Here is a 13,529-nt window from a genome sequence, read left to right as displayed (position 1 = left end):
TCGTGCGCGTGCGACCCCGGCACGCACCCGGCGCCCCGTACGCGTGCACGGGGCGCCGATGACTTCGTTACTTCACCCGCATGCCCGGTTTCGCGCCGCTGTCGGGCTCGAGCACGTAGATGCCCGGCTCCGCTTTCTCATCGGCCGCCGATGCCGCGAGCACCATCCCTTCCGAAAGCCCGAACTTCATCTTGCGCGGCGCGAGGTTCGCGACCATCACCGTGAGCTTGCCGACCAGTTGCTCCGGCTGATAAGCGGACTTGATGCCTGAAAACACGTTGCGTGTTTTTTCTTCGCCGACGTCGAGTGTGAGCTGCAGCAGCTTGTCCGAACCTTCGACGGCCTTGCAGTCGACGATCTTCGCGATGCGCAGATCGATCTTCGCGAAGTCGTCGATCGAGATGATCGACGATTCCTCTTCTTTGCCATTCGCGTCGACGCCGTTTTTGGCGGCTTTCGCGGTCTTGGCGGCTTTGCTGCTGGCCGGCGCAGCCGTTGCGTTAGTCGCGCCTGCCGCTGCGGGCGCCGCGGTCGTCGCCTGCAGCGACGCGCGGTTCGCTTCGAGCAGCGCATCGACCTGCTTCGGATCGACGCGCGTCATCAGATGCTTGTATGCCTTGATCGGGCGCTCCGACGACAGCGGCCGTTGCGCATCGGCCCACACGAGCGGCTCGATGCCGAGAAACGCCTCAGCCGCTTGCGCGACATTCGGCAGCACCGGTTTCAGCGCAAGCGATAGCAAACGGAACGCCTCGAGGCTGACGCTGCACGTCTCGTGCAAGGCGACTGCGTTGGACGGATCTTTCGCCTGATCCCATGGCTTCGCGGTATCGACGTAGCCGTTCACCGCATCGGCGAGTTCCATCGTCTGGCGCAGCGCGCGGCCGTAATCGCGTGCTTCGTAATGCGCGGCGATCTGCGGCAGCGCGGCGCGCAGCGTGCCGAGCAGCGGATGATGCATCGCGCTGTCCTGCACGCGGCCGTCGAAACGCTTGAGCAGAAAGCCCGCCGCGCGGCTCGCGATATTCACGTACTTGCCGACGAGGTCGCTATTGACGCGTGCCTGAAAATCTTCGAGGTTCAGGTCGATGTCTTCCATCGTGCCGTTCAGCTTCGCCGCGAAGTAGTAACGCAGCCACTCGGGGTTCATGCCCGCTTCGATATAGCTGTTCGCGGTGATGAAGGTGCCGCGCGACTTCGACATCTTCGCGCCGTCGACGGTCAGAAAGCCGTGCGCGAACACGTTGGTCGGCGTGCGATGGCCGGAGAACTCGAGCATCGCCGGCCAGAACAGCGTGTGGAAGTACAGAATATCCTTGCCGATAAAGTGATACTGCTCGGCGCTCGAGCCCTTGCGGATCCACGCGTCGAAGTCGATGCCGCGCTTGTCGCACAGGTTCTTGAAGCTCGCGTAATAACCGACCGGCGCATCGAGCCACACGTAGAAGTACTTGCCCGGCGCGTCGGGAATTTCGAAGCCGAAATACGGCGCGTCGCGCGAGATGTCCCAGTCGGCGAGCTTCGCGTCGCCGGCCGCGCCGAGCCATTCGCGCATCTTGTTGGTCGCTTCGGGCTGGGCGAGACCGCCGACCCAGCCGCGCAGGAATTCCTCGCAGCGCGGGTCCGACAGGCGGAAGAAGTAGTGCGTCGACTTCCTGCGCACCGGCGTCGCGCCCGAGACGACCGAATACGGATTGATCAGATCGGTCGGCGAGTAGGTCGAGCCGCATACCTCGCAACTATCGCCGTACTGATCCTTCGAGCCGCACTTCGGGCACTCGCCCTTGATGAAGCGGTCCGGCAGGAACATCTCCTTGACCGGGTCGTACGCCTGCTCGATTTCACGCGCGTCGATCAGCCCCGCGTCGCGCAGCGCCAGATAGATCGACTCCGACAGCACGCGGTTTTCTTCGGAATCGGTCGTGTAGTAGTGATCGAACGAAATACCGAAGTTGTTGAAGTCGCGCGTGTGCTCGCTCCACACGCGCTCGATCAGCTGCTTCGGCGTGATGCCTTCCTGCTCGGCCTTCAGCATGATCGGCGTGCCGTGCGTGTCGTCGGCGCCGACGTAGTAGAGCTCGTGCCCATGCATGCGCAGCGCGCGGACCCAGATGTCCGTCTGGATGTATTCGACGAGATGGCCGATATGGATCTGGCCGTTCGCATAGGGCAGCGCGGACGTGACCAGGATCTGGCGGCGTGCCGGCGGTGTGCCCGCGGGTTGGAGACCGGCGGCGAGGTCGGTGGCGTTGAGGTCCACGGCGTTGATATCGGTAGAGACTGACATACGGGCTGATATACGGGAGTTTTCTGGCCTGCGGGGAGGTGGGGTTCTGCCGAAGGGAGACGGAACCAGCTTGATTGGGCCGATTTTACCAGCGTGTCCCTGAACGCAGGCTCGCCGCGTGTTGCGGTCGGAAAGGGTTGCTCAACAACGTGCGCAAGACCTCGTTATTCCGCGCGCCAACGGTTTGTTCCCACGGCTGCGTTGGCGAGCGCACAGTGCGGCCCGTTACCCGATCTTACTGTTCGTATGCAATCCGCTTCGTATGCGATTCGCGCTTTGAGTGCGATTCGCGTTTCCGATGCGATCCGCGCTTCCGATGAGATTCGGTCAGTCGAAGTCACCCATAAGCGAGCCGGCATCAATGCGTTGATACGGTCGCCGCGTCACGCGCGCAGCGGGAGCGTCGCGTGACGTGAACGGAGGAGTGAAGAATGATGGTAAATGCGGCGCTCGATCACGAGCTGCTTGCGTCCGTCGACATGACGGACGTGGAGAACCTGTTCGCGTCGATCAATCAGCAGGGCTTCGGCGTCCTGCGCAATGTCGTGCCCGATTCGGTACTCGCACCGATGCGCGAGTTCATTACGACCGAACTCGCCAACCATGGCGGACAGTACTTCGGCCTGCGCGGCCAGGACTGGATCGCTCACAGCCCGCTCAACGCGATCTTCAGCGCGCGCGGTTTCCAGATGGTGCTCGAAGGTCTTTATCACCGCGCGATGCACGATGAACCGCTGAGCAAGCAGATCCTGCCCGTGCTGCGCGTGCTCGCCGGCACGCACGGACTGCGCCACGCCAACCTCTTTCACTACGACTCGTATGTGGTCACAGCGCTGGTTCCGGTGCTGATTCCGAACCGGCCGAACGAGCCGCGCGGCGACCTGGTGATGTACCCGAACATGCGCAACGTGCGCGGACCGGTCATGCTGAATATTCTCGAGAAGGCGATCGTCGAAAGCCCGACCGCCTGCCGGTTCTGGCGCTCGCCGCGCGTGCAGCGCCGGCTCGGTGCGAGGCCCGTGCCGCTCGAGCCGGGCAATATCTATTTCTTCTGGGGAATGCGCTCGCTGCATGCGAACGAGGCTTGCCTGCCGACCAGCATCCGTAGCACGGCGCTATTCCACTATGGCGACCCGCACGAGAACAGCGTCCTGAAGCGGCTGAGCCAGGCGCGCGCGCGTGCGAACCTCAGGCGGCTCGCGAAGTAATTTCGCGAAGCAGTTTCGCGACAGCTGGCTTTCATTTTCCAGAACGTGTTCGTGGTGCGTCCGTCCCGATAATTGGGCGGATACACGGAGGCGAGGCGGAGGCTGAGGGCTGGCGATGCGTGGCTGACGCGGTGTCGTTGTTGGGTGAAAACGGTCGGAGGCGTTCTGCCTTTGGCGCTTCGGACAGGCCGCGGCGCGGCTCTGGCAAAGGCTTTCAGCGATCCGTACGTACCAAAAAAAACCGGGGCTAATGGGCCCCGGAGCAACAACGACAAGAGGAGAATGGTGACGCGGCGGACAAACCGCACACGTACCGTTAATAAAGACAGCGGGCGCGCCGAAGAGTTCGAAAAATTTTCGTTCGCCTTAGACGAACCCTTCAGTCCCGCTTTTTTCGGGCGGCGGAAAACGGCTGCGGCCGAGGTTTCCGCGACGTTTCGGAAGCGTCGGTTTGCAGCCGTATTTCTTCAACCGGTTTTTCAACCGGTTTGCAACTCCCGCCGTCCGCTCTCCATCGTTACTGCGGACGCGCCTGACCCGGCTGCGCCGTCGCGCGCAGATAGATCTCGACGCGGCGATTGGCCGCGCGGCCCGCTTCCGTGTTGTTGTCCGCGATCGGCTGGCTTGCGCCCATGCCGGTTGCCGACAGACGTTGCGGCGCGACGCCTTGCGAGGCGAGGTAGTTGGTCACGCTTTCCGCGCGGTTAACCGACAGCGTCTGGTTGTACGCCGCCTGGCCTGTGCTATCCGTATGGCCGACCACCTGCGCGATCACTTCCGGGTTCTGGTTCAGCGTTTGCGCAACCTGTGCGAGCACGGGCTGGAACGACGGCTTGATCGCGTAGCTGTTCGTGTCGAACGTGACCGAGCTCGGGATGTTCAGCTTGAGCGAGCCATCCGGCTGCTCGGTGATCTGCGTGCCCGTGCCCTTCGTCGCGCCGGAGAGCTTGTTGTGAATCTTGTCCCAGTTGTAGCCGGTGATGCCGCCGACCGCCGCGCCGACACCGGCGCCGATCGCCGCGCCCTTGCCGCCGCCGAAGATCGCACCGAGCGCAGCGCCCGTGCCCGCGCCGACGCCGGTGCCGACTGCCGTGTTGGTGCCTTGCTGCGTGGCACAGCCGGTAACAAGCGCACCCGCGATGGCGATCACCGAGAGGCGGGTCATGATTTTTGCATTCATTTTCAGGTCCTTTCTTTGAGTCAAACAAGCCGGCTACGAGAGATGGCTGGCACGCGGCGGCGGCGGGCTTATTACGCCAGGCCAAAGCCCGGCCTGGGTCGCCCACGGTTCGAAGCCGTATCGCGCCTACTCATGTCCGGACCGACAACAAAAAAGGGTCTTCCGGCATGTGCCGACACCAGCCACTACAATGACGATTGAAGCACCAGCGATTCGGCCCTTTTGCTGGTCGCGCGGCAAGCGTGCCTGCGAGACTGGTTTTACGCAATCCTGGATAACAATTTCTTTCAATTCCGGCCGCTGGCGAAATTTCGATTCCGCCGCGCGCCCAGCGTTCCCACGGAGTCTCAATGAGTATCGATCGGGCCCAGGTGGATGCCGCTCTCGCGGCCATCACCGACCCCAACACGGGTCGGCCGTTCGCCGCCGCGAAGAACCTCAAGAACATCAAGGTCGATGGTGCCACGGTCAGCGTCGACGTGGTGCTCGGCTATCCGGCCAAACGTCAGTTCGACGCGATTCGCGCGCTCGTTGCAGGCGCGCTCGCCGCGGTGCCGGGCGTCGCGCAAACCCAGGTGCAAGTGTCGCAGGAGATCGCCGCGCACACGGTGCAACGCGGCGTCAAGCTGCTGCCGAACGTGAAGAACATCGTCGCCGTTGCGTCGGGCAAGGGCGGTGTCGGCAAGAGCACGACCGCGGTCAATCTCGCGCTCGCGCTCGCAAGCGAAGGCGCTTCGGTCGGCATTCTCGACGCCGACATCTACGGTCCTTCGCTACCGATGATGCTCGGCATCACGGGCCGCCCCGAGTCGCCCGACGGCCAGTCGATGCATCCGCTGACCGGCTATGGCATGCAGGCCAATTCGATCGGCTTTCTGATCGAGCAGGACAACCCGATGGTGTGGCGCGGTCCGATGGCCACCTCGGCGCTCGAACAGCTGCTGCGTCAGACGACCTGGCACGAACTCGATTACCTGATCGTCGACATGCCGCCGGGCACCGGCGACATCCAGCTCACGCTGTCGCAGCGCGTGCCGGTGACCGGCGCGGTGATCGTCACGACGCCGCAGGACATCGCGCTGCTCGACGCGAAGAAGGGCCTCAAGATGTTCGAGAAAGTGGGCATTCCGATTCTCGGCATCGTCGAAAACATGGCCGTGCATATCTGTTCGAACTGCGGCCATGAAGAGCACATCTTCGGCGCGGGCGGTGGCGAACGCATGGGCCAGGAGTACGGTGTCGAGGTGCTCGGCAGCCTGCCGCTCGATATCGCGATTCGCGAGCAGTCCGACTCCGGCAAGCCGCCTGTGGTCGCCGAGCCCGATGGCCGCGTCGCCGAGATCTATCGCAGCATCGCGCGTAAGGTCGCGATCCATATCGCCGAGCGTGCGCGCGACATGTCGTCGAAGTTTCCGACGATCGTCGTGCAGAACACCTGAGCCTGATCGGGCATGCAGGTGTTTTCCGTTCATGCGCGGCACGCGCATCGCATGCCGCGCATGAACGGGTCAAGACGCGGCCTGGACGCGGTTCGGACGCCCCACAAGGCGTTTTGCAAGGCCGCTCGCGGTATCATGTCGACTTCATCAGGTCTGGCAAGGCGGCCGCAGGGGCGGCCGGCGCTCGACAAGAGGATCGCATGACAAAACGAATCGACGGCCGTGCGATGCAAGCCTTCATAGCGCTCATCGTCCTGGCTGCCAGCGGCGTGCTGCTCGCCGGCTGCACGTCCTTCCTGAAGCCGCAGGAGAAGCGGGCTGTCGCGCAACTGCTGCCTACACTGGGCAATCAGGCGCGCGGCACAGTCACGTTCATCGAGCGCTCGGACGGGGTTCAGGTCACGTACAACCTGATCGGCCTGCCGCCGGGCAGCGACCACGCCTTGCAGGTGCATGAGCGCGGCGACTGCAACGCGGCCGACGGCTCGAGCGCGGGCGCCGTCTTCGCGCCGGCCGCCGACCGTCTGAAAAACGGCGCGCGCCTCGAGGGCGACCTCGGTAACATCCACGCGGACAGCACAGGCGTCGCGACGGGCTTTATCGTCGCGCCGGACGTGTCGCTCGACGGCGTGCGCTCGGTGCTGCAGCGCTCGGTGCTGCTGCATCACGATCCGACCGATCCCTACGCTTATCCGCAACGCGGCCCAGGGTCCGCGATCGCGTGCGGATTGATCCGCACGCAGTAAGCGCGGCATCCACGCTCCCTTCGCGTAAAATAAGCGCCTTTCGTCCGACCGTAGCCGCGGATCCTGGCTTGTGCGATCCGGTATCCGGCACCCGCGGAGCGTTCGGAACCGGCACGGCGCGGCGTTTATCCCGCGTTTCACGCCGGGCTTTACCCCGAGTTTTACCCCGAGCTACACGCCGAGTCTTACCCCGAGGTTGCCCCGAGTTTGTCCCGAGTCTTACCCGTCAACACCGTCACGTCAGCAGCGTTCACCTTATGAGCATCAAGTCCGACAAGTGGATCCGGCGCATGGCCGCCGAGCACAAGATGATCGAGCCGTTCGAGCCGTCGCAGGTCCGGACGTCCGAGGACGGCCGCAAGATCGTCAGCTACGGCACGTCGAGCTACGGCTACGATATTCGCTGCGCAGACGAATTCAAGATTTTTACGAACATCAACTCGACGATCGTCGATCCGAAGAACTTCGACGAGAAGTCGTTTGTCGATTTCAAGGGCGATGTCTGCATCATCCCGCCGAATTCGTTCGCGCTGGCGCGCACGGTCGAGTACTTCCGCATTCCGCGCAGCGTGCTGACCGTGTGTCTGGGCAAATCCACGTATGCGCGCTGCGGCATCATCGTCAACGTGACGCCATTCGAGCCGGAGTGGGAAGGGCATGTCACGCTGGAGTTCTCAAATACGACACCTTTGCCTGCGAAAATCTACGCGAACGAAGGTGTCGCGCAGGTGTTGTTTTTCGAAAGCGACGAAATTTGTGACGTGTCGTACGCGGATCGCGGCGGCAAATACCAAGGTCAGCACGGCGTGACGTTGCCGAAAACGTGACGCTTTTATAGCGCTCTGACTTACCGCAATACGGGGACCGCTGCTGACAACATTGACTAGCAGCGGTCGTTCTTTTTGGAGAATCGCCCCATGAAGTTTCGTTTTCCCGTCGTCATCATCGACGAAGATTTCCGCTCCGAGAACATCTCGGGTTCCGGCATCCGGGCGCTTGCCGAAGCGATCGAGAAAGAAGGCGCGGAAGTACTCGGGCTGACGAGCTATGGCGATCTGACTTCGTTCGCGCAGCAGTCGAGCCGCGCCTCGTGCTTCATCCTGTCGATCGACGACGACGAGCTGTTGCCGTACGTCGAAAACGCGACCGACAGCGACGCGCCCGAACTCGCGCCCGCCATCATCGACCTGCGCGCATTCGTCGCCGCGGTGCGGCGCCGCAACGCGGATATCCCGATCTTCCTGTACGGCGAGACGCGCACCTCGCGCCACCTGCCGAACGACATCCTGCGCGAACTGCATGGCTTCATCCATATGTTCGAGGACACGCCGGAATTCGTTGCGCGCCACATCATTCGCGAAGCGAAGGTGTATCTCGATTCGCTCGCGCCGCCGTTCTTCAAGGAACTCGTGCAGTACGCCGAAGAAGGTTCGTATTCGTGGCACTGCCCCGGCCACTCGGGCGGCGTCGCGTTCCTGAAGAACCCGCTCGGCCAGATGTTCCACCAGTTCTTCGGCGAGAACATGCTGCGCGCGGACGTCTGCAATGCCGTCGACGAACTCGGTCAGCTGCTCGACCACACGGGCCCGGTTGCGGCATCGGAGCGCAACGCGGCGCGCATCTTCAGCGCCGACCATCTGTTCTTCGTGACCAACGGCACGTCGACGTCGAACAAGATTGTCTGGCACGCGACGGTCGCGCCGGGCGACATCGTGCTGGTGGACCGTAACTGCCACAAGTCGATCCTGCACGCGATCACGATGACGCATGCAATTCCGGTGTTCCTCACGCCGACGCGCAATCATTTCGGCATCATCGGGCCGATTCCGCGCGATGAGTTCAAGCCGGAAAACATCCGCAAGAAGATCGAAGCGAATCCGTTCGCACGCGAGGCGCTGGCGAAGAACCCGAACCTCAAGCCGCGCATCCTGACCATCACGCAAAGCACGTACGACGGTGTGATCTACAACGTCGAAATGATCAAAGACCTGTTGGGCGATCTGCTCGACACGCTGCATTTCGACGAAGCCTGGCTGCCGCACGCCGAGTTCCACGCGTTCTATCAGGACATGCACGCGATTGGCGCGGGCCGGCCGCGCACGGGCGCGCTCGTGTTCGCGACGCACTCCACGCACAAGCTGCTCGCCGGGATCTCGCAGGCATCGCAGATTCTCGTGCAGGACTCGGAGAACAGCACGTTCGACCGCCATCGCTTCAACGAGGCGTATCTGATGCATACGTCGACGAGCCCGCAGTACGCCATCATTGCGTCGTGCGACGTCGCGGCGGCGATGATGGAGCCGCCGGGCGGTCCGGCGCTCGTCGAGGAATCGATTGCCGAGGCGCTCGACTTCCGCCGCGCGATGCGCAAGGTCGACGACGAGTTCGGCGCCGACTGGTTCTTCAAGGTCTGGGGCCCGGACGAACTCGCCGAAGAAGGCATCGGCTCGCGCGAAGACTGGATGCTGCGTCCGAACGATCATTGGCATGGCTTCGGCGCGCTCGCCGAAAACTTCAACATGCTCGATCCGATCAAGGCCACGATCATCACGCCGGGGCTGACGGTGGACGGCGAGTTCGGCGAAACCGGCATTCCGGCCGCGATCGTCACGAAGTATCTGGCGGAGCATGGCATCATCGTCGAGAAGACGGGGCTGTACTCGTTCTTCATCATGTTCACGATCGGCATTACGAAGGGCCGCTGGAACTCGATGGTCACCGAACTGCAGCAGTTCAAGGACGACTACGACAACAACCAGCCGCTGTGGCGCGTGCTGCCCGAGTTCGTCGCGCAGCATCCGGCGTATGAGCGCATCGGTCTGCGCGACCTCTGCGAGCAGATTCACAGCGTCTATCGCGCGAACGACATCGCGCGTCTGACCACCGAGATGTACCTGTCGAACATGGAGCCGGCGATGAAGCCGTCCGACGCGTTCGCGAAGCTCGCGCACCGCGAGATCGACCGGGTGCCGATCGACGAACTCGAAGGCCGCGTCACGTCGATCCTGCTGACACCGTATCCGCCCGGTATTCCGCTGCTGATTCCGGGCGAGCGCTTTAACCGCACGATCGTCAGCTATCTGCAGTTCGCGCGTGAGTTCAACGAGCGTTTCCCGGGTTTCCACACCGATATCCACGGGCTCGTCGGCGAAGTGATCAACGGCCGCGTCGAGTATTTTGTCGATTGCGTGCGCAACGGAAACTGACGGCGGCCAGGCGGATGGTGAAGGGTTTGACAGATTGGATGGGTTGGATGGGATTACGGCGGTTGCCTGTAGCGACGCCCGCGGTTGTTCGCGCGCGGGTTGCCCTGTCGGCGCGGGTAGGCGTGGCCGCGATATCGGCGGCAGTGGTGGCAGCGGCGGTATGCGTCGGCGTGGTGGCATGGCCGTCGGCCGTGCGCGCCGAAGTGGCCGCGGCCGATCCGATCGATGCGGCCATGCGCACGTGCCTCGCGCGCGCCGACATGTCGTCGACGGCCGGGCAATTGCAATGCATGGATACGGCGCGGCTCGCTTGGCAAGCGTCGATCGACCAGTCGTTCCAGAAGGTGCTGACGAAAGTACCGGCCGCGCAGCGCAAGCGCTGGCAGGCGAGCGAAGACCGCTGGAAGGCGTGGCGCGAAGCGGAAATTCAGATGCTCGCGGCCGTCACGGCGACCACGCACGGCTCGCGCTATCAGCTTTCGGAAGGCGATCTGCGTTTGCAGCCGGTGCGCGATCGCGCGCTGGCGCTACGCGCCGTCGTGGCGAAGACGGACGCAGTCGATGCGCCGCCGCCGCTGCGCTCGTGTCTGGCCGACGCGCAGTGCGTGCATGCGAGCGCCGACGTCAACCAGTACTACCGGCGCCTCGTGAACAAGATGCCGCAGCGCACCTGGCCGGTGTTGTGGCGCGCGCAGCAGGCGTGGGCTGCGTATCGCGACGCAACCGCGCCGCTCGGCGATGCGCGTCAACGCATCGACGTGATCGGCGCGCGCGTAGCGACGCTGAAAAAGCTCGCCGAGACGGCGGGGAACGACTAGCGCGTGATGCCGCGCGATCAATACGCGGCATCGCTGCAGTCTCTCTTATTTCAACGCCGCGCGCGCAGCCTGCACCCCGGCGCGCACCTGATCCGGCGCCGTGCCGCCCGGATGATTGCGGCTCGCCACCGAACCCTCGAGCGTCAGATACTCGAACACATCGTCGCCGATCAGATGCGCGACGTTCGGCAATTCGCGCTTCATTTCATCGAGCGTGAGGTCGGCGAGATCGCAGTTGCGGTCGACACAGATCCGCACCGCATGCGCGACCGCTTCGTGCGCGTCACGGAACGGCAGACCGCGCTTCACGAGGTAATCGGCGAGGTCGGTGGCCGTCGAGAAGCCCTGCAGCGCGGCGGCGCGCATGGCCTGCGGCTTCACCGCGATGCCGGCCACCATTTCCGCGAAGATGCGCAGCGTGTCCGCTACCGTGTCGACGGTGTCGAACAGCGGTTCCTTGTCTTCCTGATTGTCCTTGTTGTACGCGAGCGGCTGGCCTTTCATCAGCGTGAGCAGCGCCATCAGATGGCCGTTCACGCGGCCGGTCTTGCCGCGCGCGAGTTCGGGCACGTCGGGATTTTTCTTCTGCGGCATGATCGACGAGCCCGTGCAAAAGCGGTCCGCGAGATCGATAAAGCCGACGCGCGGGCTCATCCACAGCACGAGCTCTTCGGAGAAACGCGACACGTGCGTCATGACGAGCGCCGCGGCCGCCGTGAATTCGATTGCGAAGTCGCGGTCCGACACGGCGTCGAGCGAGTTCGCGCAGATGCCGTCGAAGCCGAGCGTTTTTGCCACCGCGTGACGGTCGATCGGATAGCTCGTGCCGGCGAGCGCCGCCGCGCCGAGCGGCAGGCGATTGACGCGCTTGCGTGCATCGAGCATGCGCTCGGTGTCGCGCGAAAACATTTCGACGTAGGCAAGCAGGTGGTGCCCGAACGTGACCGGCTGCGCGACCTGCAGGTGCGTGAAGCCCGGCATGATCGTCTCCGCGTTCTGTTCCGCGAGGTCGATCAGGGCGCCGCGCAGATCCTTCAGCAGGCCGCCGATGCGGTCGATTTCGCCGCGCAGCCACAGGCGAATGTCCGTGGCGACCTGGTCGTTGCGCGAACGGCCCGTATGCAGACGCTTGCCCGCATCGCCGATCAGCGCGGTGAGGCGCGCCTCGATATTCAGATGCACGTCTTCGAGATCGAGCTGCCATTCGAATTCGCCGCGCTCGATTTCGCCCTTGATCTGCGCCATGCCGCGCTCGATGGACGCGCGGTCGTCAGCGGAGATGATGTTCTGCGCGGCGAGCATCGATGCGTGCGCGAGCGACCCTTCGATATCGACGAACGCGAGACGCTTGTCGAAGAAAACCGACGACGTGTAGCGCTTGACGAGTTCCGACATCGGCTCGGAGAAGCGAGCCGACCAGGCTTCGCCTTTTTTGTGCAGTTGGGACGTCATGATATGAGGACGCGAATGGCGATCAATGCGGGTGGAAGGGCGCGGACAGCGGGGCGCGTGGGCGCCCGATCATTCTGCTTGCGGTCTGCCCGTGGAGCAGAGTCGCGCCGCGCTCGTTGGCGAAAAAGCAGATTTTAGCATTCGGCGAGCAGAATTCTGCCTCGCGCGGCAACGACCCTATGCGTGGCGAGCCGCGTCGGCGCGTCGTGTCCCGCCGGGCCGTTAGCCTTCGCGTACGAGCACGACAAGCTTCAGGTCTTCGCGATGCGCGGGCTTGAACGTGATCTGATCGTAGGCGACGCGCCCGTCGCGCGGATGCTCGAACTCGCGGCGGCCGCCTTCGCGCTCGCCGACATCCTGCGACGCCCAGAAGTGCGCGAACGCATCGCTTTCGCCGACAAGCGCGTCGATCAGCGCACGCGTCGGCGCATCGTTCAGATGGCGGATCGAGTCTGCGCGAAACTCGGCGGCAAGGCGCTGCGCGCGCGACTCCCAGTCGACGATCAGCGCGTGTCCGACCGACGACAGGAACGTATAGCGCAGCAGGTTGCGGTCGTGGTCGCCGTCGAGCCAGCCGACGAACAGGTCCGCCGCCGGCGCGTTCCATGCGATCGCGTTCCATTGACGGTCGAGCACGTAGGCAGGCGATTGCACGAGCTGCACGGTCTTGAGCAGCATCGCGGGCGCATCGGTGCCGGCGGTCTCCGGCTCGGCCGGGTCGCGCTGCGCGGCGAGCTCGAACAGATACGCGCGTTCGGCGCGCGACAACTGCAGGGCCACCGCGATGCGCGCGAGCGCATCGGCCGATGCCGATACCGGGCGGCCTTGCTCGATCCACGTGTACCAGGTCGGACTCACGCCGCACAGTTGTGCGACTTCCTCGCGGCGCAGCCCGGGCGTGCGGCGCCGCGGCCCGGGCGGCAAGCCGACCGCGAGCGGTGACAGCCGTTCACGATGCGCGCGGATAAAGTCGCCGAGCGCGCGGGCGGGCGTCGAGTCGAGCGGAGGCGGCGTGTCGTGCTCAGGTTCGTATGTCGGGTCGTCGGACGGCGAAGTCATGGCGGGGGAGGCAGGTGGTGTGGATACCAGAATAGCTGCTTGCCTTGTACCGGTACAAGCGGCGCTCTATTGTAGCGATTCAGGCCATGCATAAGCAGGCCGCACGTCGCGATCGACGGCGGTTTGCACGTAAT

Annotated in this window: 10 protein-coding genes; 6 read left to right on the top strand and 4 right to left on the bottom strand. The window is 63.9% G+C overall.

The genetic code is table 11. The features are described from left to right. Positions 1–67 precede the first annotated feature (67 nt). Positions 68–2,260, bottom strand: coding sequence for a methionine--tRNA ligase (gene metG, locus KZJ38_RS15455; RefSeq protein WP_425518362.1), 2,193 nt, complete (start codon positions 2,258–2,260; stop codon positions 68–70). Between the two features lie 458 nt (positions 2,261–2,718). Here metG and KZJ38_RS15450 point away from each other — a divergent pair, with 458 nt between their 5' ends. Beyond that, positions 2,719–3,495 carry a hypothetical protein gene (locus tag KZJ38_RS15450; protein ID WP_219796935.1) on the top strand — a complete coding sequence of 259 codons (777 nt, stop codon included), beginning with the start codon at positions 2,719–2,721 and terminating at the stop codon, positions 3,493–3,495. Between the two features lie 517 nt (positions 3,496–4,012). On the opposite strand, the gene KZJ38_RS15445 is transcribed toward KZJ38_RS15450, so the two are convergent. Then, positions 4,013–4,675: a YiaD family glycine zipper/OmpA-like lipoprotein gene (locus KZJ38_RS15445; RefSeq protein ID WP_219796934.1), complete on the bottom strand. Its 663-nt coding sequence runs from the start codon at positions 4,673–4,675 to the stop codon at positions 4,013–4,015. 350 nt (positions 4,676–5,025) lie between these two features. Here KZJ38_RS15445 and apbC point away from each other — a divergent pair, with 350 nt between their 5' ends. The 5 genes from apbC to KZJ38_RS15420 all read left to right on the top strand — a co-directional run bounded on the left by apbC (position 5,026) and on the right by KZJ38_RS15420 (position 10,884). Further along, a complete protein-coding gene (gene apbC / locus KZJ38_RS15440) occupies positions 5,026–6,114 on the top strand; it encodes an iron-sulfur cluster carrier protein ApbC (protein WP_219796932.1) in 1,089 nt (362 codons plus the stop codon). A 200-nt stretch (positions 6,115–6,314) separates the two neighbouring features. Continuing rightward, positions 6,315–6,860: a superoxide dismutase family protein gene (locus KZJ38_RS15435; RefSeq protein WP_219796930.1), complete on the top strand. Its 546-nt coding sequence runs from the start codon at positions 6,315–6,317 to the stop codon at positions 6,858–6,860. 257 nt (positions 6,861–7,117) lie between these two features. After that, positions 7,118–7,687: a dCTP deaminase gene (gene dcd / locus KZJ38_RS15430; protein WP_219796928.1), complete on the top strand. Its 570-nt coding sequence runs from the start codon at positions 7,118–7,120 to the stop codon at positions 7,685–7,687. A 90-nt stretch (positions 7,688–7,777) separates the two neighbouring features. Beyond that, positions 7,778–10,066, top strand: a complete 2,289-nt coding sequence (locus tag KZJ38_RS15425; protein WP_219796926.1) for an arginine/lysine/ornithine decarboxylase — start codon at positions 7,778–7,780, stop codon at positions 10,064–10,066. A gap of 131 nt (positions 10,067–10,197) precedes the next feature. After that, entirely contained in the window at positions 10,198–10,884 is a 687-nt protein-coding gene (locus KZJ38_RS15420) for a lysozyme inhibitor LprI family protein (RefSeq protein WP_425518361.1), read from the top strand. A gap of 45 nt (positions 10,885–10,929) precedes the next feature. On the opposite strand, the gene argH is transcribed toward KZJ38_RS15420, so the two are convergent. Continuing rightward, positions 10,930–12,336: an argininosuccinate lyase gene (gene argH / locus KZJ38_RS15415; RefSeq protein WP_219796923.1), complete on the bottom strand. Its 1,407-nt coding sequence runs from the start codon at positions 12,334–12,336 to the stop codon at positions 10,930–10,932. 222 nt (positions 12,337–12,558) lie between these two features. Continuing rightward, entirely contained in the window at positions 12,559–13,395 is an 837-nt protein-coding gene (locus tag KZJ38_RS15410; RefSeq protein WP_219796921.1) for a helix-turn-helix transcriptional regulator, read from the bottom strand. Between the last annotated feature and the right edge of the window lie 134 nt (positions 13,396–13,529).

The sequence above is a fragment of the Paraburkholderia edwinii genome (assembly GCF_019428685.1).
Classification (GTDB): Bacteria; Pseudomonadota; Gammaproteobacteria; order Burkholderiales; family Burkholderiaceae; genus Paraburkholderia; species Paraburkholderia edwinii.
The sequence above is the reverse complement of the archived record's forward strand: the minus strand, read 5'-3'. Positions and strand labels throughout refer to the sequence as shown.